This window comes from Paractinoplanes tereljensis (genome assembly GCF_016862435.1).
Classification (GTDB): domain Bacteria; phylum Actinomycetota; class Actinomycetes; order Mycobacteriales; family Micromonosporaceae; genus Actinoplanes; species Actinoplanes tereljensis.
The window spans coordinates 1-19,286 of sequence record NZ_BOMY01000060.1; the positions used below are offsets into that span (position 1 = coordinate 1).

Annotated in this window: 20 protein-coding genes; 12 read left to right on the top strand and 8 right to left on the bottom strand. The window is 70.7% G+C overall.

All coding sequences use genetic code 11. The annotated features are described in order from the left end of the window. Window positions 1-737 precede the first annotated feature (737 nt). A complete protein-coding gene (locus tag Ate02nite_RS44630; RefSeq protein WP_203814056.1) occupies window positions 738-1,358 on the bottom strand; it encodes a carbonic anhydrase in 621 nt (206 codons plus the stop codon). Between the two features lie 169 nt (window positions 1,359-1,527). On the opposite strand from Ate02nite_RS44630, the gene Ate02nite_RS44635 reads away from it, so the two are divergent. Next, window positions 1,528-2,454 carry an alpha/beta fold hydrolase gene (locus tag Ate02nite_RS44635; RefSeq protein WP_203814057.1) on the top strand — a complete coding sequence of 309 codons (927 nt, stop codon included), beginning with the start codon at window positions 1,528-1,530 and terminating at the stop codon, window positions 2,452-2,454. Here Ate02nite_RS44635 and Ate02nite_RS44640 read toward each other — a convergent pair. Continuing rightward, a complete protein-coding gene (locus Ate02nite_RS44640; protein ID WP_203814058.1) occupies window positions 2,451-2,906 on the bottom strand; it encodes an SRPBCC family protein in 456 nt (151 codons plus the stop codon). The genes Ate02nite_RS44635 and Ate02nite_RS44640 overlap by 4 nt on opposite strands. Beyond that, window positions 2,903-3,226, bottom strand: coding sequence for an ArsR/SmtB family transcription factor (locus tag Ate02nite_RS44645; RefSeq protein WP_239148165.1), 324 nt, complete (start codon window positions 3,224-3,226; stop codon window positions 2,903-2,905). The genes Ate02nite_RS44640 and Ate02nite_RS44645 overlap by 4 nt, the downstream gene beginning before the upstream one ends. A 107-nt stretch (window positions 3,227-3,333) precedes the next feature. On the opposite strand from Ate02nite_RS44645, the gene Ate02nite_RS44650 reads away from it, so the two are divergent. Next, a complete protein-coding gene (locus Ate02nite_RS44650; RefSeq protein ID WP_203814059.1) occupies window positions 3,334-5,475 on the top strand; it encodes a HelD family protein in 2,142 nt (713 codons plus the stop codon). Here the strand turns inward: Ate02nite_RS44650 and Ate02nite_RS44655 are convergent. Continuing rightward, window positions 5,472-6,380 carry an NHL repeat-containing protein gene (locus Ate02nite_RS44655; protein WP_203814060.1) on the bottom strand — a complete coding sequence of 303 codons (909 nt, stop codon included), beginning with the start codon at window positions 6,378-6,380 and terminating at the stop codon, window positions 5,472-5,474. The two genes, Ate02nite_RS44650 and Ate02nite_RS44655, sit on opposite strands and share 4 nt — an antisense overlap. 142 nt (window positions 6,381-6,522) lie before the next feature. On the opposite strand from Ate02nite_RS44655, the gene Ate02nite_RS44660 reads away from it, so the two are divergent. The 4 genes from Ate02nite_RS44660 to surE all read left to right on the top strand — a co-directional run bounded on the left by Ate02nite_RS44660 (window position 6,523) and on the right by surE (window position 9,700). Then, window positions 6,523-7,437 (top strand): cation diffusion facilitator family transporter, encoded by a 915-nt coding sequence (locus Ate02nite_RS44660; protein WP_203814061.1) that lies wholly within the window; start codon window positions 6,523-6,525, stop codon window positions 7,435-7,437. Window positions 7,438-7,553: 116 nt separating this feature from the next. Then, the gene (locus Ate02nite_RS44665; protein WP_203814062.1) at window positions 7,554-7,865 is read left to right on the top strand and encodes a hypothetical protein; all 312 of its coding nucleotides are present in this window, start codon (window positions 7,554-7,556) and stop codon (window positions 7,863-7,865) included. A gap of 54 nt (window positions 7,866-7,919) precedes the next feature. After that, window positions 7,920-8,852: a 1-phosphofructokinase family hexose kinase gene (locus Ate02nite_RS44670; RefSeq protein ID WP_239148166.1), complete on the top strand. Its 933-nt coding sequence runs from the start codon at window positions 7,920-7,922 to the stop codon at window positions 8,850-8,852. Continuing rightward, on the top strand, window positions 8,849-9,700 hold the full coding sequence (surE, locus tag Ate02nite_RS44675) for a 5'/3'-nucleotidase SurE (RefSeq protein WP_203814063.1): 852 nt from the start codon (window positions 8,849-8,851) through the stop codon (window positions 9,698-9,700). The genes Ate02nite_RS44670 and surE overlap by 4 nt, the downstream gene beginning before the upstream one ends. 24 nt (window positions 9,701-9,724) lie before the next feature. Here the strand turns inward: surE and Ate02nite_RS44680 are convergent, their stop codons facing one another. Then, the gene (locus Ate02nite_RS44680; protein ID WP_203814064.1) at window positions 9,725-10,084 is read right to left on the bottom strand and encodes an STAS domain-containing protein; all 360 of its coding nucleotides are present in this window, start codon (window positions 10,082-10,084) and stop codon (window positions 9,725-9,727) included. A 318-nt stretch (window positions 10,085-10,402) separates the two neighbouring features. Here Ate02nite_RS44680 and Ate02nite_RS44685 point away from each other — a divergent pair, with 318 nt between their 5' ends. The 4 genes from Ate02nite_RS44685 to Ate02nite_RS44700 all read left to right on the top strand — a co-directional run bounded on the left by Ate02nite_RS44685 (window position 10,403) and on the right by Ate02nite_RS44700 (window position 13,735). Next, entirely contained in the window at window positions 10,403-10,762 is a 360-nt protein-coding gene (locus Ate02nite_RS44685; RefSeq protein WP_203814065.1) for a hypothetical protein, read from the top strand. A gap of 64 nt (window positions 10,763-10,826) precedes the next feature. Then, window positions 10,827-11,399, top strand: coding sequence for a YdeI/OmpD-associated family protein (locus Ate02nite_RS44690; protein WP_239148167.1), 573 nt, complete (start codon window positions 10,827-10,829; stop codon window positions 11,397-11,399). 73 nt (window positions 11,400-11,472) lie between these two features. Then, the gene (locus tag Ate02nite_RS44695; protein WP_203814067.1) at window positions 11,473-12,852 is read left to right on the top strand and encodes a serine/threonine-protein kinase; all 1,380 of its coding nucleotides are present in this window, start codon (window positions 11,473-11,475) and stop codon (window positions 12,850-12,852) included. Window positions 12,853-12,892: 40 nt separating this feature from the next. Next, window positions 12,893-13,735, top strand: a complete 843-nt coding sequence (locus tag Ate02nite_RS44700; protein ID WP_203814068.1) for a MerR family transcriptional regulator — start codon at window positions 12,893-12,895, stop codon at window positions 13,733-13,735. A 42-nt stretch (window positions 13,736-13,777) separates the two neighbouring features. Here the strand turns inward: Ate02nite_RS44700 and Ate02nite_RS44705 are convergent, their stop codons facing one another. Then, on the bottom strand, window positions 13,778-15,586 hold the full coding sequence (locus Ate02nite_RS44705; protein WP_203814069.1) for a bifunctional metallophosphatase/5'-nucleotidase: 1,809 nt from the start codon (window positions 15,584-15,586) through the stop codon (window positions 13,778-13,780). A gap of 120 nt (window positions 15,587-15,706) precedes the next feature. Further along, on the bottom strand, window positions 15,707-17,326 hold the full coding sequence (gene argS, locus Ate02nite_RS44710) for an arginine--tRNA ligase (protein ID WP_203814070.1): 1,620 nt from the start codon (window positions 17,324-17,326) through the stop codon (window positions 15,707-15,709). Between the two features lie 149 nt (window positions 17,327-17,475). On the opposite strand from argS, the gene Ate02nite_RS44715 reads away from it, so the two are divergent. Together Ate02nite_RS44715 and Ate02nite_RS44720 are read left to right on the top strand one after the other, a co-directional pair. Further along, window positions 17,476-17,922, top strand: coding sequence for a protein-tyrosine phosphatase family protein (locus Ate02nite_RS44715; protein ID WP_203814071.1), 447 nt, complete (start codon window positions 17,476-17,478; stop codon window positions 17,920-17,922). 50 nt (window positions 17,923-17,972) lie between these two features. After that, entirely contained in the window at window positions 17,973-18,473 is a 501-nt protein-coding gene (locus Ate02nite_RS44720) for an SRPBCC family protein (protein ID WP_203814072.1), read from the top strand. A gap of 2 nt (window positions 18,474-18,475) precedes the next feature. Here Ate02nite_RS44720 and Ate02nite_RS44725 read toward each other — a convergent pair whose 3' ends face one another. Beyond that, window positions 18,476-19,279: a class I SAM-dependent methyltransferase gene (locus Ate02nite_RS44725; RefSeq protein ID WP_203814073.1), complete on the bottom strand. Its 804-nt coding sequence runs from the start codon at window positions 19,277-19,279 to the stop codon at window positions 18,476-18,478. Window positions 19,280-19,286: the final 7 nt, after the last annotated feature.

Genomic DNA, 19,286 nt, shown 5'->3' on the forward strand with positions numbered 1-19,286 from the left:
CTGCGATGGGCGCGCGGGCAGCGCGGGTACCGCGCCGCGGGGCCGAGCGCGGATGCCACGAGTGGGCGCGGGGCACCGCGAGGCCCGGCGCGGCACCGCGGGGGCGGGCCTCCCAGTCAGAAAGCGAGCCGCCGGGCAAAAACGCAGATCTTGGTGAGTTTCACCCCCATACGACGGCCTAACTCTTCAAGATCTGCGCACAAAGCGCTTCAAAGCCGCGAACTGCGGCCGCCGCGCCCGGAGGGCAGATAGACGATCCGGCCCACACCGTGCGGCGACCGGCCCAGCCAATCACCCACCGCCAGCGGCTGCAGGGCGAGCGAGGCGGCACCTACGCCGCATGGCAACCCAGCCCAGCCCACCACCCACCGCCAGCGGCGGCAAGGCGAGCAAGACGGCACCCACGCCGCATGGCAACCCAGCCCAACCCACCACCCACCGCCAGCGGCGGCAAGGCGGCGGGGTGCCAACGGGACGCGGCGCGATGCGACCCAGCGCGGCCCGGCCCGGCGTGAAGCGGGCCCGAGGCTGCCCGGCCCAAGGCGATGCGGCCCGGCGCGGCGCGAGGCGATGCGGCCCCGGCGGGCCAGGGCCCGGCGGGACGTACCCAGCCCGGCCTGGCGCGGCGCGGGGTTGGGAGCGCGACCCCTCGCCTTGCGCGAAAGGCGCGCTTCGGCGCCGGGAACGCGGCTAGCGGGCGCTGCTCGGCGGGACTGCTCGCTCGCCGTACTGAAAAATTACGGCAGGAGATCCACCAAGCCGGTGTCCAGGTCGTAGACCGCGCCCACGATGTCTACCTGGCCGGAAGCCACCGGGTCCGTTACGCCGGTTACGTCGCGCATGCGACGGACCGTGCGGGCCACGTGGGCTCGCATTGCCTTCTCCGGGGCGTCCGGGTCGTCGGCACCCACCGCGAGCACCGCGGGGGTCAGCTGATCCACCAGGTAGCCGATGTCGCCCTCGGGGTACTCGTTGGTGCGGACCGCCTCCACCGCGGCCTGGACCGCGCCGCAGCGCTTGTGGCCCAGCACCATGATCAGCGGGACGCCCAGCTTGGCCACGGCGAAGCCGACCGAGCCCAGGACCGCGCGGTCGACCACGTGGCCGCCGGAGCGGACCACGCAGATGCTGCCGAAGGTCTGGTCGAAGATGGCCTCCAGCGGGACCCGGGAGTCGATGCAGCCGACCACGACGGCGTGTGGCTGCTGGCCGCCGGAAGCGGCCGCGGCTGAGGAGACGCGGTGGCCGTGTTCGGGGCGGCCGCTGACGAAGCGTTTGTTGCCCGCTACGAGCTCGGCCAGCGCCTCCTCGGCGGTGATCACGGGAGAGGTGGCCGGAGCCGACGGGTCGGTCGTCATGAAGGGATTCTCGCTGACATCGGGCAGGTGAACACGGAGTGCGAGACAACTCACGTTCCGCTTGCAAAACTGCCAAGAAATCTGTTTGTAACAGTGGCGGTCTGACTGATCGCGAGTGATGCTTATTACCCGTGGGTACAACGGGGCCGTGTTACTGGCGGAGGTGCCCATGTCTGAGCGGTCGCAATTGACGCTCGCCGACGGTGCGACGCTGTGCGTGGAGTCCTGGGGGCCGGCGGACGCGCAGGTCACCGTGGTTCTGCTGCACGGCTGGTGTCTTGATCGGCGCACCTGGCATCACCAGGTGGCGGCGCTGCTGGAGATGCGGCCTACGCCCCGGGTGATCGCCTATGACACGCGCGGGCACGGGCGTTCGGGGTCGACCCGGCTGGCGTCGGCGACGCTCGGGCAGCTGGGTGAGGATCTCGCCGAGGTGCTGCGGGTCGTGGCGCCGGACGGGCCGGTGGTGCTGGCGGGGCATTCCATGGGCGGGATGACGATCATGGAGTTCGCGCACCGGTTCCCGGACGAGTTCACCCGCCGGGTGGCGGGGCTGCTCTTCGTGTCGACCACCGCCGAGGGGCACGCGCACACCCGCTACGGCCTGCCGCCGCGGCTGGCCCTGCTGATGCGGGCGGGTGAGACGCTCGGCGCCGGTCTGCTGGCCCGCTCGGGGGCCTGGCGGCCCCATCGCGCGGTGCTGCCGGCCCTTCGGCCGGCGTTGCGGTGGTTGCTCTTCGGCGATGAGTACGAGGACGCGGCCCTCCAGATCACGATCAAGAGCGTGGGGGGTACGTCGTTGCGCTCGATCGGCGGTTTCCGCACCTCGATCGGTGAGCAGCAGCGCCTCGACACGCTGGCCCGGCTCGGAAACGTGCCGGCCGCGGTGCTGGTCGGCGACCGCGACCGGCTGACCCCGCCGCCGTGCGCCAACTCGATCGCCGAGGCGTTGCCCGGCACCGAGCTGACCGTCTACCCGGGTGCCGGGCACATGCTGATCCTCGAGCGACACGTGGACGTCTCGGCGGTGCTGGCCGACATCGTGCGGCGGGCGATTCCGGTCAAGCGCCGCCGCACGCTCCGGAAGGCCGCCTAAAGGGACTTGGCGAGCGCGTCCAGCAGGTCCTCGGTGCCCTGCCGGCGCTGCGCCGGGGTGTCCAGGCCGTCCAGGTAGACGCCCTGCTCGGTGACCACGAAGTCGGTGCCGCCGGACGCGCCGGCGGCCACCTCGACGGTGACGACCGAGACCGAGATGCGCTCGCCGTTCATCGACATCTCGTAGGTGTAGACGATGCGCTCGCCCGGCACGATGTCGGTGTAGGTGGCGAAGAAGCCGAACCGGGTGCCGTTCTCGAACACCGACACCTGCGTCTCCCGGCCGCCCTCACGGAAGTCGAACGACTCGTCCTCGCGCTTCATCTCGGCCGGCCCGCCGAACCATTTCGCCTTGGCGGCCGGGTCGGCAAAGGCATTGAAGACCTTTTGCGGTACGGCGTCGAAGTGGCGCTCGATCCGGAAGGTGTCGTGCACCGTCGTCCGGTTTGTCATTGCTCGTCCTCCTCAAGGAATGCTTCCAAACGGTCCAGGCGTGCCGTCCAGCCGGCCCGGCGGTCGGCGATCCACTGCTCGGCCTGTTGCAGCGCGGCCGGCTCGAGGCGGCAGGTGCGCACCCGGCCGACCTTCTCCGACCGGACCAGGCCGCTCTCCTCCAGCACCCGCAGGTGCTGGAGCACGGCCGGCAGCGACATGGTCAGCGGCTCGGCGAGCTGCTTGACGGTGGCCGGACCACGGCTGAGCCGGTCGACCATGGTGCGCCGGCTGCCGTCGGCGAGTGCCGCGTACATCCGGTCGAGCTGATGGTTAAGCACTTGCTTAAGTATCCAGACCGGCACCCGACTGTCAAGGACAGGTCTCCGGGGAGTAAATTCGATTGCCCCCCTTTTTCTCCGGGGCTGGAAAAGGGAGATCCACCGACTTGAGCGACCCCACCGTCCTTCAGCAAGAAATCGCGCTCGAGCAGAAGCACGTCGACCGGGTCTACGCCCGGCTCGTCGACCTGCGCCGGGACGCCTCGCGCGCCGAGAAGGAGGGCTACCAGCTCTCCCGCGTCGGCACGTTCGGCGCCCTCGTCGAGCGCGACGCGATGGTCTTCCACGCCGCCCGCCGCCGGCACGCCCTCGACACCGAATACGAAGGGCTGGTCTTCGGCCGCCTCGACCTGGCCACCGGCGCCACCCACTACGTCGGCCGGATGGGCATCCGCGACGAGAACTCGGCGCCCCTGGTGGTCGACTGGCGGGCGCCCGCGGCCGCCGCGTTCTACCGGGCCACCGCGGCCGAGCCGCTCGGCGTGGTGCGCCGCCGGATGATCCAGTCGGCCCGGGAACGGGTCACCGGGATCGAGGACGACCTGCTCGACCCCGAGGCGGCCCCCGACGACATGCGGGTGGTCGGCGACGGCGCCCTGCTGGCCAGCCTGTCCAAGGCGACCGGGCACGGCATGCGCGACATCGTCGCCACCATCCAGCGCGAGCAGGACGAGGCGATCCGCTCCCCCGCCGGCGGGGTGACGATCGTGACCGGCGGCCCGGGCACCGGCAAGACCGCGGTGGCCCTGCACCGGGCGGCCTACCTGCTCTATTCGGACCGCAGCCGGTTCGCCGGCGGCGGCATCCTGGTGGTCGGCCCGTCCGGCGTCTTCGTGGAGTACATCGCGACCGTGCTGCCCTCGCTCGGCGAGGACACCGCGACCCTGCGCTCGCTCGGCTCGCTGGTGCCCGCCTACGACACCACCCGGGTCGACTCCGGGCCGGTCGCCGCGATCAAGGGCTCGCTGCGCATCCGGCGGGTGCTGGAACGAGCCTCGCACGACGCGGTGCCGGGCGCCCCCACCGAGCTGCGCCTGCTCTACCGGGGCACGCTGCTGCGGCTGGGCGCCAATGAGCTGGAGCAGATCCGCCGCAAGGCGCTGCCCCGCGGCGCCCGCCGCAACGAGGTCCGCAGCCACGGCTTCGACCGGCTCTTCGACGCGCTCTGGGCGCAGGCCCGCCAGTCCAAGCCCGCCGGCCTGCCGGAGAAGCGGGAGTTCGAGGCCGAGCTGGCCGACCGCAACGACTTCCGGGAGTTCCTGAAGGCGTGGTGGCCCCGGTTCACCCCGTTGCGGGTGCTGCGCTGGCTGGCCGACCCGGCCCGGCTGCGCAACTACGCCAACGGGCTGCTCTCCCGGGAGGAGATCGGGCTGCTGGAGGGCTCGTTCGCGCTGCTCGACGAGCAGGGCCCGACGATCGCCGACGTGGCGCTGCTGGACGAGCTGGACGAGCTGATGGGCCGGCCCCGCAAACCGCAGCAGAAGAGCAAAAACCCGTTCCATGTACGCGATGGCGTCCAGGAGGTCAGCACCTTCTCCGACCGCCAGGCCGCGGCCCGCTCGCAGAACGTGCAGCGGGACGAGGACTACCGCGACTACGCGCACGTGGTGGTCGACGAGGCGCAGGACGTGACGCCGATGCAGTGGCGGATGATCGGCCGCCGCGGGCAGTACGCATCCTGGACCATCGTCGGCGACCCGGCCCAGACCGCCTGGTCGGGCGACCTGGAGGAGCTGGACCGGGCCCGGGAACGGGCACTCGGCTCGCGCCGGCGCAACACCTACGCGCTGACCACCAACTACCGGAACTCGTCGGAGATCTTCGAGGTGGCCGCGCGGGTGATCCGCACGATCATGCCCGACCTGCCACTGCCGTCGGCGGTGCGCAGCACCGGGGTCGAGCCGGTCGACCTGGTGGCCACCGCGGCCGGGCTGCCCGGGCTGGTGCGGGAGCTGGCCGAGAAGCAGCTCACCGACGTGGACGGGACGATCGGCGTGATCACCCCGGTGCCGCGCCAGGAGGAGATCGCCGGCTGGCTGACCGGGCTGCCGGAGCGGGTCCAGGTGGTCACGGCGCTGGAGGCCAAGGGCATGGAGTACGACGCGGTCGTGCTCGTCGAGCCGGCGGCGCTCACCAAGGACGCCGCCGGGATCCGCACGCTCTACGTCGCCCTGTCCCGGGCCACCCAGCGCCTGACCACGGTGGGGACGGACGCCAACTGGATGCCGGCTACGGGCAGTGTCTCTTAGGGGATGGGTACGCTGACCGCGTCGTAGGTGGTGGTGGGCTCGGCCGGGGTGGTGAACCGGGCGTTGGGCAGGTAGAGGCGGTTGCCGTACTCGGCGATGGTGGTCGGGACGTCGAACGAGGGGTCGGTCGTCCTTCCGATTACCTCGCCGGCCGTCCCGGCCCGGTTCAGGTGGATCTTGGCGATCAGGTTGAGCCGGTTCTGCACCACGTACAGATCGCGGCCGCGCAGCCAGAGGCCGTCACCGTTCGGGACCAGCTCGCCGCCCAGGTCGATCTCGGTGGTCACCCCGGCGTAGGTGGTGCGGAACAGCTTGCCGGTGTTGGACTGCACGACGATCAGGGCGCGGCCGTCCGGGGTCGCGGCGATGCCGTTGGCGTTGTTGCCGGTGGTGTAGGCGATCTGGCCGGTCAGCGGCACCCTGGTCGCGGCGTCGGGCAGCTTGCCCTTGGCCAGGGAGAGCTTGAACAGCACCGGGTTGGTCGAGTCGGTGTACCAGGCGGCACCGCCGGTGAGCACGACGTCGTTGATGAACGACGGCACGGTCTGCAGCGGGTAGGACTTCAGCACGGCACCGGACCGGGTGTCGATCACCCGGGCGTCGCCGCCGCTGCCGCCGGCCACGAAGAGCCGGCCGCGGTCGTCGATCTTGAGGCCGAGCGACGGGGTGCCCGGTCCCTCGCTGAGGACTCTGCCCTCGCCGGTCTTGAGGCTGACCCGGTAGATGTCGCCGTCGCGGCGGGAGCCGAAGTAGGCGTACGGGCGGTCGCCGATGGCGATGCCCTCCGGCTGGAAGCCGGCCGGCAGCGAAAGCGTCCGGATGGGGGAATGTGCGGCGGCCGGCGACGCGCCGAGCGCCACGGCCAGCAGGGTGGAGACGACAATCGCGAGAGTACGTCTGGACACGGAGATTGGGTTCCTTTCCAGGCGGTGCTTTTGTGTTGTCAGTCAGTGCATACCCCCGTTTCGGGCGATCGGTTCGGGTTGCACATATAGCGATGTACGCATACATTGGCCGGAGCGCGAGGCGCCGACGGAGGGTTGAGGCATGGGTGCCGGGCACGACCACGGGACGCAGGCGTTGCACGCCGGCGCGAAGCACCGCGCCCGGCTCTGGTGGGCGGCCGGCATGCTGGCCGCGTTCATGGTCGTCGAGGCGGCCGCCGCGCTGATGACCGGCTCGCTGGCCCTGCTCTCGGACGCCGGCCACATGTTCACCGACGTGCTCGGCATCGCGATGGCGCTGGCCGCGATCACCGCGGCCGGCCGGGCCGGGGCCGATTCGCACCGCACGTTCGGGCTCTACCGGCTCGAGGTGCTGGCCGCGCTGGCCAACGCCGTCCTGCTCACCGCGGTGGCCGGGTTCGTGCTGGTGCAGGCGGTGCGCCGGTTCACCGACCCACCCGACGTGCCGGCCGGCTCGATGCTGGTGGTGGCGATCGGCGGCCTGATCATCAACCTGATCGCCTTCGCGCTGCTGCGGTCGGGCGCCAAGGAGAGCATCAACGTCCGCGGGGCATACCTCGAGGTGGTCGGCGACCTGCTCGGCTCGGCCGGGGTGATCGTGGCCGCCGTGATCATCGGGTTGACCGGCTGGTCCTACGCCGACCCGATCGTCGCCGTGATCGTGGCCCTGATGATCCTGCCGCGCACCTTCGCGCTGGGCCGCTCGGCCGTGCGCATCCTGGTGCAGGCCGCCCCGGAGCACCTGGACATCACCGCGGTGCGCGCCCGGCTGGCCGCCGTCCCCGGCGTCTGCGACGTCCACGACCTGCACGTCTGGACGCTGACCTCGGGCATGGACGTGGCCTCGGCGCATCTGAGCCTGGAGCCCGCGGCCGAGTTGGCGGCGGTGCTCGACACGGCCCGCGAGGCGCTGCACGACGAGTTCGACATCGAGCACGCCACGCTGCAGGTCGAGCCGGTCGGTTCCAGCGGACGGTGTGCGCCCGCAGGGTGGTGATCATCACACCTGAGGGTGCACGATCGTCACACTGGCCACCGCGTCCGCCAACCACCGTCCGGTTCCCGGCGTCGTCTCTACGCTTGGTGGCCATGCCATCACGGAGGGACACAGCCATGACCCAGTCCGTCATCCACCATCCCCGAATCGCCTGGGACGGTGCCCGGGCGTTCGTCCGGGCCGCCGGCAGCCCGCACTCGGAGACCTTCGCGTCCCGGGTGCTGAGCCGCCTCGGAAGTGAGATCTACGGCCAGTTCGCCGACACCCGGCAGCTCCTGCTGACGGCGCTGGTCGAGACCGGCGGCGACCGGCACGCGAGTGACGTGGAGGCCGGCAAGTGGCGGGTGCGACTGGAGGACCTCCTGCGCACCAGCCCGGAGTTGGCCGGCGCGGTACGCGAGTTGACCGATGAGGCGCTCGAACTCTGAGTTTTAATCGTCTTTTCCCGGTCCGGGTGCCTACAGAAGTGCAAAATGTCGGATATGAGCGACGCTCGGGTCATGGTCTTCGCGCCTGCACCTCAACTCACGGTGACCATCGAACAGCAGCACGATCAGCCCGAACTGCACGTTCATCCGGGCGGTCAGGGCATCTGGCAAACCCGCATGATCACCTCGCTCGGCGCCGAGGTGATCCTCTGCGCCGCGGTCGGCGGTGAGGTCGGGCGGGTTCTCAAACCGCTGCTCGACTTCAAGGGCGTCACCCTGCGCACCATCCCGCGGGAGAGCGGCAGCGGCTGGTACGTCCACGACCGCCGGGACGGCCAGCGCCGCTCGCTGGCCGAGATCGCCGGTTCCCCGTTCACCCGGCACGAACTCGACGAGCTCTACAACCTCGCCCTGGCCGAGGGCCTGCGGGCCGGCATCGCCATCCTCAGCGGCCCGGCGCACCCGTCGGTGATCAAGCCGGAGGTGTACGGGCGGCTCGCCGCCGACCTCCGGGCAAACGGCTGCAAGGTCATCGCCGACCTGTGCGGTGATCACCTGAAGGCGGTTCTGGGCGCCGGGCTCAACGTCGTGAAGGTCAGCCACGAGGAGCTGATCGCGGACGGGCTCTCCAAGGACGACTCCGAGAAGAACCTCACCGACGCACTGCTCAAGCTGCACGACGACGGGGCCGAGGCGGCTCTCGTCTCGCGCGCCGACGCCGGTGCGCTCGCCCTGATCAACGAACAGATCTACCGGGTCGGCACCCCCAAGCTGACCCTCACCGACGGCCGTGGCGCCGGCGACTCGATGACGGCCGGTGTGGCCGCCGTGCTCGCCCGCGGCGGCGAGATGAGCGAAGCGGTCCGCACCGGGGCGGCCGCGGGCGCGTTGAACGTCACCCGGCACGGTCTCGGAACCGGACACCTGGACGCGGTCCAGGTGCTCACCGAGCGGGTCCAGCTCACCCCGATCAAGAAGGCGCGATGACAACCCGTACGAGAATTCTGGTCACCAACGACGACGGCATCGATGCTCCGGGCCTGCGGTACCTGGCCCGGGCCGCCGCACGCGAGGGCCACGACGTGGTCGTCGCGGCGCCGATCACCGAGTCGAGCGGCAGCAGCGCCTCGATGACCGCGGTCGAGGAACACGGCAAGATCATCCTGCACAAGCGGGAACTGCCCCAGGCCAAGCACATCCCGGCGTACGCGGTGGCCGCCTCCCCGGCGTACATCGTGCTGCTGGCGCTGCGCGAGGCGTTCGGCGAGACCCCCACGATGATCCTGTCCGGGATCAATCGGGGCGCCAACGCCGGCTCGGCGGTCGTGCACTCCGGGACGGTCGGCGCCACCCTCACCGGCTCGTACGCGGGTCTGCACGGGATGGCCGTCTCGCTGGACGTGCTGTCGCCGCGCACCGCGTCCTCGCGCAGCGGGGGCGCCGCGATCGACGTGATCACCGAGGCCGACGACGAGAAGCGGCACTGGAGCAGCGCCGCCGACCTGGCCGCCCGGCTGATCCCGACGCTGCTGCACACGCCGCCCGGCACGGTCTTCAACCTCAACGTGCCGGACCTGCACCTGGACGGGATCCGCGGACTGCGCCGGGCCGCGCTCGCTCAATTCGGCCAGGTGCAGATGAGCATCGCCGAGGCCGGCGAGGGGTTCGTGCGCACCGCCGTGCAGGCCGCTGACGACCTGCTCGAGCCGCAGACCGACCTCGCGGCCCTGGCCGAGCACTTCGCCGTGGTCACGCCGCTGCGCGCCCCGGTAGAGGCCGCGGACGTGCGATTCAACCTGGAGACGGTGCCGGTGCACTCGTCGGCACTGGCCTGACGGCTGGGGCCTGACGGCTGGGGCCTAGGCGGAGACGGTCGGCTGCTCCGACTCGGCGCCGCCGAACGGTTGCGGATTGCCGAAGAGGCCGAGCAGCCCCGTCACCCACAACTGGCGGTGGGCGAAGCGGCTGGGTCGCGTGACAACCAGCTTGACCTCACTGACCCCGGCGAGCTGGAAGGCGGCGACGAGCGCGCTGATGCCCACCGAGTCGATGAAGGTCACGTGCTGCATGTTGAGCTCGATGCGGGTGGGGCGGCCCTCGGCGAGCAAGCCCGCGACGGTCTCCCGGATCTCGTAAGCGTTCTCCACGTCGATCTCGCCGCTGGGCGAGATCTCCACCACACCGTCGGCAAGCGTCGACGTCATTATCGACAGCGTCACGCCAATTCCCTCCACCCGCCCGGCTTCTCCGGGCGTCAGCTCCTCTGTGCGCGGGCCGCAACGGAGCGTAGTGCTTCGCTACAAGCCTGCCCACCTCAGGGGGAGTCGAGACTACCCCTGAAAGGTTCGGTGAGACTGACCGAAAGGTTAGGCTCCGAACCTGTTAGCCACCTGAGTGGCTCGTGTGAACCGGGTCAAGACTACCGGGGCCTGTCCAGCCGTTTCCAAAACGTGATGTCGTCCACAGCGGACACGTTTGCCGGATGACGCACATGGGCAGGTGAGACTGGGTAGGCCAACGCAGGAGGGGAAACGACCATGTCTTCCAGCACCTTGAGCAAGGCCGAGCGCACCGCGGCCCAGGCGTGGGACTACCTGTCGTCCGCCATGGCGGACACCGCCTCCAAGGCGGCGTCGGTCGCCGGCGACAAGGGCCACGAGCTGGCCGGTCTGGCCGGCGGCAAGGCCGACGAGGCCTGGGCCCGGGCCAACGCGGCCGCGGCCGCGCTGTCCGGCCGCAAGCAGAGCACCCCATGGGGCCTGGTGATCGCGGCCGGCCTGATCGGTGCGGCGGTGGGCTTCGCGGCGGCGACGTACACCCGGGTGGCCCTGGCCAAGCAGGCCGAGGCCGAGGAGCGTGAGCTCAGCGAGACCGCGGTGATCGTCACCGAGGTCTGAGCGACGCGAAAGTCGTGGCCGCCGGGCGGAGCCCTTTGCCGCCCGGCGGCCCTACGCTGTGCCGGTGGAGGCACAGTTCTTCGACACCGCCGACGACCTGCGGGCCTGGTTCGAGCAGCACCACGCGACCGCACCCGAGCTGTTCGTCGGCTATTGGAAGAAGGGCTCCGGCCGCACCGGGGTGACCCATCCCGAGGCCATCGAGCAGGCCCTCTGCTTCGGCTGGATCGACAGCGTGTCGCGCCGGATCGACGAGGCGAGCTACCGGGTCCGGTTCACCCCGCGTCGCAAGGGCAGCGTGTGGAGCGAGGTCAACGTGGCCAAGATCGCCGAGCTGACCGAGCGCGGGCTGATGCGACCGGCCGGCACCCGGGCGTTCGAGAGCCGCAAGATCGACGCGCCGCCGGCGTACTCGTACGAGCAGGGCGGCGCCGAGCTGGACGCCGAGCAGACCGCCCGATTTAAGACCGACTCGACGGCTTGGGAATGGTTCGCGAAGCAATCGGCGTATTACCGCCGGGCGGCGAGCCACTGGGTGATCAGCGCCAAGCGCCCGGAGACCCGGGAACGGCGCCTTTCCCAGCTCATCGCGGATTCCGCGGCCGGGCGAAGGGTGCCTCCGCTCGCCCCCCGTTGACGGCCATGCGTCTGTAGAGTTGGGCGACATTCGACTGCTGTGGCATGGCCACCTGATCAGATAAGGTCCGTCGGTGCTGTCAGCGGGGAACGTCCTGGGCAACCGTTATCGGTTGGACGAGCGCATCGCCACCGGAGGGATGGGCGAGGTCTGGCGCGGCACCGACGTCATCCTCGGCCGGGTCATCGCGGTCAAGGTGTTGAAGACGGCCATGCTCGCCGACCCGGAGTTCGCCGCGCGTTTCTACGGCGAGGCCCGGATGATGGCCTCGTTCCGGCACCCCGGTGTCGTCGAGGTCTACGACTACGCCGGGGCCGGCGACGGTGACTCCGACGCCGACCAGGTCGCCTATCTGGTGATGGCTTATGTGGAGGGCGAACCGCTCTCGGCCCGGGTCCGGCAGGGCACGCTCCCGGTCGAGGAGACCATGTCGATCGTGGCGCAGGCGGCCGACGCGCTGCATGCCGCGCACGAGGTCGGCGTCGTCCACCGGGACGTCAAACCGGGCAATCTGATCGTAAAACCGACCGGCGCGGTCGTGCTCGTCGACTTCGGCGTGGCCCGCTCGGCCGCCGTGACGAGCGTCACCCAGCTCAACGCGATCGTCGGCACCGCCCTCTACATGGCGCCCGAGCAGGTGGCCAAGGGCAAGGTCACGGCGGCCACCGATATCTACGCGCTGGGCGCGGTGGCCTACCACTGCATCGCCGGCAACCCGCCGTTCGACGGCGACAACGCCCTGCAGGTGGCGCTGCGCCACCTGGAGGACGAGCCCGAGCCGCTGCCCGCGCACGTGCCGCCGGCGGTCCGCGACCTGATCGCCCGGGCGATGGCCAAGCAGCCGGCCGACCGGTTCGAGACGGCCGCGGAGTTCGCCGCCGCGGCCTACGAGGCGGCCGGCCCGCTCGACTGGAAACGGATGACCGGCACGTCTCTGGTCGCCCCGCTCAGCCCGGCCGCGCCGACCCGCACGGTGCCGGTCCCCCGCGACATGCCGCTCGCGGTGCCCCGGCCGGTCAAGCGCCCGCAGCGCAGCCAGACCGCGCTGCTGGCGGCGATCGTGGTGATGGCGGTGCTGGCGGTCGGCCTCACCATGGCGATCCTGTTCCACAACACCAGCGACAACAACCGCGTGCAAGATCCGATCACGGTGCCCTCGGCCGAGGTCGACGATCAGACCGAGGACCCCCTGCTGCCGGCGCCCGGCGCGTCGAGCACCCGGCCGAGCGTCAAGCCGAACGCGGTCCCGCGCTCCTCGTCGAGCGCGCCCAGCGCCTCGGTGTCGACAAGCGCGACGCCGTCGGTCAGCGCGACGCCGACCACCACGGCGCCGACGACCCCGCCGACCACGGCACCGACGACCGCACCGACCACCGAGCCCACCACCACCCCGCCGACCACCGAGCCCACCACGACGCCGCCGGGCACGGGGGCAGGCGCCGGCACCGGGTAATTGACCCTGACACCGTGTCAGGCCGGAGGCTACGAGGACCATGTTCAGTATCGGAGACTTCGCCGGCCTGGGCCGGGTGTCGGTGCGCATGCTGCGCCACTACGACGCCATCGGCCTGCTCCGCCCCGCCCACGTCGACCGGCACAGCGGCTACCGCTACTACGCGGCGAGCCAACTGCGCACGCTCAACCGGATCGTCGCCCTCAAGGACCTCGGTTTCACGCTGCTGCAGGTGCAGACGCTGATCGAGGAGAAGGTCGACTCCGGCGAGATGCGCGGCATGCTGCGGCTGCGCCGGGCCGAGCTGGCCGCCCAGGTGAAACGCGACAATCTGCGCCTGGCCCAGGTCGACGCACGTCTCCGCATGATCGAGATCGAGGGCCATATGGACACCGGAGACGTCGTCGTCAAGACCATCGCGCCGCTGCGGGTGGCGGAACTGTCCGCCGTCGCGACCAGTTACGACGACCCGTCGTCGATCACCGAAAATCTGAGTCCGCTCTATCCACGGCTGATGGAGCTGCTGGCGAAGGCCGGGGTGGCGATCACCGGGTCGCCGATCGCCTACTACCAGGCCGCGCCGACCGGGCCGGAGGACGAGACGATCACCGTGCACGCGGCCTTCCCGATCGGCGACGCCGAGGTGGGCGGGGAAGCGGGCTTCGCGGTGGTGGTGCTGCCGGCGATCGAGCAGGCGGCGACCGCGCTGCACCAGGGTTCGATGAGCGAGGCGTTCCGCACCGGGCAGAAGCTCGCCACCTGGATCGACGACAACGGCTACCGCACGGTGCCGCCGGGCTACGCCCGCGAGGTCTACCTGGACTGCCCACCCGACGACTTCGACAAGTGGGTCACCGAATTGCAGGTAGCGGTCGTTCGATAGACGAAAGGGGCGCCCGGATGGGCGCCCCTTTCACCATCAGGATCAGAAGACGACGGGTACGCCGTTGCGGACGAGCTGCCAGTTCTTGACGTAGAAGTCGGCCGGGTTGATCGAGCCCTTGGCCTGGGCCCACTCGATCAGCAGCTGACGGATCTCCTGCTGCGCGTTGTAGACCTGGGTCTTCACGATGCCGGGGAAGTTACCGCCGCCGGAGCGCCGGTAGTTGTTCACCGCCACCACGAACTGCGCGGCCGGGTCGACGTCGGCCCCGGCGATCTGCAGGCGGGTGATCCGCGAGCCGATCGGCTTGCTGATGTCGATGTCGTAGTCGACGCCGGAGAGCACGTCGTAGTTGTAGTCCGGCACGGCCGGGTCGCTGATCGAGGCGGCCACCACCGGGGCGTCCGGCGCGAGCGTGACGAAGAACTTCGCCGAGTACTCCAGGTACGCCTTCACCTCGGCGCCGGTCAGCACGACCGCTTCCAGGGTGTTGTCGTAGATGTAGAGTCCGGCCACGTCCTTGATCTTGACGTCGCCCTGCGGGAACACCGCGGTGCGGCTGAACGGCGCGGCGATCGACAGCACCGGCAGCGCCGCGTACGCCGTACCCACCAGGGCCGCGGCGACCGTGTCGGTCTGCACCTTGTTGATGTAGTCGAGGATCGGGGTGTCCTCGTACCGCGAGGTGGCCGCGGACAGCGTCTCGGTGGACGTGGCCACGATCTGGTTGACGTACGCCACGGTCTTGTCGTGCTGCGACTTGACCACCGCGAGGACCTTCGGGTCGGCCTCGACCGTGTTGGTGTTCAGCGTGGTCGCGGCCGCGGTGGTGATCTTCCACTTGCCGTGCTCGCGGACCAGGTCGAAGTCCATCTTGGTGAGCCGCTGGCCCCACTTCGACGGCTCCGAGGTGAGCACCTGCTTGCCGGTCTGGGTGTTGGTCACGAACCGCTGCGGGATCTCCAGGTGGGCGTGCCCGAACAGGATCGCGTCGATGCCCGGCACGTTCTGCGCGATCAGCGCGACCGGGTTCTCGTTCGGCAGCTCCGGGCCGTAGCTGGAGGTGCCGCTGTCGCCGCCGTGCGCCGAGATGATCACGATGTCGGCGCCGCGCCGGCGGATCTCCGGCACCCACTTCGCCGCGGTGGTCACCATGTCCAGGAACTCGAGCTTGCCCTCGACGTTCCCCTTGTCCCAGATGGCCACGCCCGGGTTGGTAAGACCCAAAATCCCGACCCGCAGGGTCGGCGCGTGCTTGCCGAGGGAGACCTGCTTGATGACGTACGGCGTGAAGGCCGGCTTGCCGGTCTTGGCGCTGACCGCGTTGGCGGCGAGCGCCGGGAAGCCGAGCTGGCGGATCCACAGGTTCAGCAGCGGCAGGCCGTAGTTGAACTCGTGGTTGCCCAGGGTCACGGCGTCGTAGTGCAGCACGTTCATCGCGCGGGCCATCGGGTGCTTCTCGCCGGTCGTGGTGATCGGCTCCTGCTTCGCGTAGTACGTCGCGAGCGGCGTCCCCTGGATGGTGTCGCCGGCGTCGAGCACCAGCGTGCCGCCGGTCGCCTCGGCGCGCAGCTTGTTCACCAGGGCGGCGAGCTTGGCCACCCCGATGTCGTTGTGGGCGCTGTCGTCGTACTCGGCGTCCTTGTAGTAGTCCCAGTTGTAGACGTTGCCGTGGGTGTCGGACGTACCCAGCACGGTGAGGTGGTACGTCGCGGGCGGCTTCGGCGCGGGGTGGCCGTGGCCCTTGCCGTGGGCCGAGGCGGCCTCGGAGGCGACGAACGGCGCCGCGACGGCGGCGGCGGCCGAGGCGGCGACAACAGTGCGCCGTGATACACCGGCGGGAGAAGTCATCACGAACCTTTCAGAATCGGAACACGCGCCTGGTGGGCGCGCCTCTGGCACGATAACCACCGATGCTTCCACGTGCGAGGACATCGTGATGCGTTCATGTCACAGCTACCATCCCGCTTCTCACATCTCATCCGGCATATCGATGCCGAGAAGATCCAGACCGACACGCAGGGTGGTCGCGGTGCGGTCGGCCAGGGTGATCCGGCTCGGCGAGCCGGTCACCCGGCAGGTCTCGTAGAAGCCGGAGAACGCCACCGCGAGGTCGTGCAGGTAACCGGCGAGCCGGTGCGGTTCGCGCTGCGCGACGGCGGCGTCCACGACGGACTCGAAACCGAGCAGCGCCAGGGCCAGCCGCCGCTCGGCCGGTTCGGTGAGGAAGACCGGCCCGCCGGGTTCGGCGGACCGCCGGAAGATCGACCGGATCCGGGCGTACGCGTATTGCAGGTAGGGGCCGGTGTTGCCGGTGGAGGCCAGCATCCGGTCCCAGTCGAAGACGTAGTCCGAGCGCCGGTCGGAGGACAGGTCGGCGTACTTGATCGCGCCGATCCCGACCTCGGGCGTGCTGGTCCGCTGGTCGGCCTCGTCGAGCAGGGCGGAGAGCCGGACGTTGGCGCCGGACCGGGTCTTGAACATCTTGCCGTCGGTGCCGAGGATCGCGCCGAACTCGATGTGCTCGGCGGTGACCCCGTCGGGCAGCCAGCCGGCCAGCTCGGCCATCGCGAACACCATCCGGAAATGGGTCCGCTGCGGCGCGCCCACCACGTACAGCAGCCGGTTGGCCTTGATCTCCCGGACCCGGTGCCGGAGCGCGGCGAGGTCGGTCGCGGCGTACCCGAATCCGCCGTCGCTCTTGCGCACGATGAGCGGCAGCGGTTCGCCGTCCCGTCCGGTGAAGCCGGGCGGGAAGGCGCAGAGCGCGCCCTGGCTCTCCACCAGCAGGCCCTTCTCCTCCAGCTCGGCCAGCACCGACGCCAGCTGGTCCTGGTAGAAGCTCTCGCCGACGAAGTCGTCCGGCGCGAGGGTCACGCCGAGCCGGTCATAAACGGCCATGAAGTCCACCTCGGACTGCCCGACCAGCCGCTGCCACATCGTCCGCGTTGCCGGGTCACCGGATTGCAGCGCCACCACCCGCAGCCGAGCCCGGGTCTGGAACTCCTCGTCGCCGTCGAACTTGGCCCGGGCCACCCGGTAGAAATCGGTCAGGTCGCCCAGCGAGTACCCGTCCCCGCCGACCTCCAGCAGGTGCTCGATGAGCATGCCGAACTGGGTGCCCCAGTCGCCCAGGTGGTTGACCCGCACCACGTCGTGCCCGGCGAAGGTGAACAGCCGGGCGAGGGCGTCGCCGATGACGGTCGACCGCAGGTGGCCGATCTGCAGTTCCTTGGCCACGTTGGGGCCGGAGTAGTCGATGACCACCCGCTCGGGCGCGGCGGCGGGTGGGACGCCGAGCCGGTCGTCGAGCGCCTCGACCGCGGCCGCCAGCACCTCGTCGCGGACGGTCAGGTTGAGGAAGCCGGGGCCGGACAGTTCGACGTCGGCCAGGCCGGCCAGGTCGGCGGCCGCGACCACCTCGGCCGCGATGTCACGCGGCGGGCGGCCGAGGTGCCGGGCCAGCGCCAGGGCGGCCCCGGACTGGAAATCGGCGTGCTGCGACGCGCGCACGACCGGGTCGACGGTCGTGCCGGCCACCACGGCGAACGCCGCCGCCAGCCGGTCGGTAAGGAGAGCTTCGAGATTCATCGGCAACCCATCGGGGAACACGCGGGTCGGCCGGATGAACAGAGATCACCGGCGGGTTCGACCCGCCGGCGGAAAAGCAGACTTCAGCGGCGGTCGTCAGATCGCCGGCGTCGCTCGCTGAAGCTGTACATGTCAGGCACTGTAACAGGATGAATCTGTGGGACGCGCGCGAGAAGGGCGTGCTGTCGTTGCCATCGGGGCGGCTGGTCCGCGGCCGTGGGCTGGGCCATCCGATGCCGTCCGGGCACCCGCCGACGTTCGGGGTCTACCTGCTCGGCTCGGAGCCACCGGAGTTCGGCTGGGAGTCGCGCTGGGTGCGCTGGCCGGACTTCCGGTTACCGGCCGACCCGGCGTACGCCCGGAAGGTTTTGACCGAAGCCCTGGCCCGCGCCGAGAGTGACCGGGTCGAGCTCGCCTGTTTCGGCGGTCGTGGGCGCACCGGAACCGCCCTGGCCTGCCTGGCCGTGCTGGACGGCGTGCCGGCCGGCGAGGCCGTCGCGTTCGTCCGCGAGCACTACCACCCGAAGGCCGTGGAGACCCCCTGGCAGCGCCGATTCGTGCGGCATTTCAACCCCTGGACGAAACACAGGCACTGATCAGAAGCTGCCATTACGCTGGGACCGCACGCCGACGCCCTGGGGGACCGATGATCGTCGTGGAGCGCACGTTCACCGTGACAGCCGCCCCGGGCGTCGTGCTGGGCTACCTGCAGGACTACGCGAACGCGCAGGAATGGGATCCGTCGGCCCGGCGCACCAGCCGGGTCGACGCCGGGCCGATCACCCGGGGCACGCACTGGCGGCACATCCGCAAGCTGTTCGGGGTGACCACCGAGCTGCTCTACACGCTGATCACCGCCGAGCCGGGCCGGCTCGTCTTCCACGGCCGCAGCGAGAACGCCACCTGCGTCGAGACGGTCGTGCTGCACCCGGTGCCGGGCGGCACCGAGGTGACCTACCGGGTCGACCTGGAGCTGCACGGCCTGGCCAAACTGGCCACCCCGCTGCTGCGGGGCGAGTTCGAGAAACTCGCCACCGCCGGTGTCGGCGCGGTGACCGCGGCCCTCGAACCGGCCGCGGCCCGCCGCCGGCTCGGCGCCGCCACGCCGAGCCGGATGCCCACCCCCGCCGAAGAGACCGGCCTTTAGCTTCAGCGGACCGCCAGGACCTGCAGGTACGCCGACGGGATCTTGCAGGTGCCGTCAGTCGCCGAGTTGTACCGGGCGGCCAGCTCGACCAGGTCGTCGTAGAGCGGCTTACTGTCCGCGCCGAGCGCCTCGAACGCCTTCAGGGTCGGGCCGTAGTGCGCGCGGAAGTAATCGGCGAAGTGCTCGGCCGACTCGAAGCGGAAGACGAAGACCCTCGGGATCAGGTGCAACTCGCGCACCCGGCCGCCGAGCAGCTCCCGGACCCGGGCCTCGCTGCCCCACTCGACCGGGCCGCGGATGCCGGCCGGCGGCGGCACCCGGCGGCCCACCGTCCGGAACATCTCGCCGATGAAGCCGTCCGGGGTCCAGTTCGCCATCGCGATCGTGCCGCCCGGCCGGCACACCCGCACCAGTTCGGCCGCGACCTTCTCCTGGTCGGGCGCGAACATGGCGCCGACGACCGAGAGCACCGCGTCGTGCTCGCCGTCGTCGCAGGGCAGGTTCTCGGCGTCGGCCACCTTGAAGTCGATCGCCAGGTGCTCGGCGGCGGCCCGGTCCCGGCCCCGGGCGAGCAGCTCGGGCACGTAGTCGGTGGCGACCACCCGGCAGCCGCAGCGGGCGGCCGCGATCGCCGCGTTGCCGGTGCCGGCCGCGACGTCCAGCACCCGGCTACCGGCCGACAGGTCGGCGGCCTGCACGAGTTCCTCGGCGATCGGCTGGATGAGTGCGGCCACGGCGCCGTAGTCGCCGCTGGCCCAGGTCTTCTGCTGCTTGGCCTTGAGTCCGTCCAGTACGAGTTCCGTCATGCCTTCG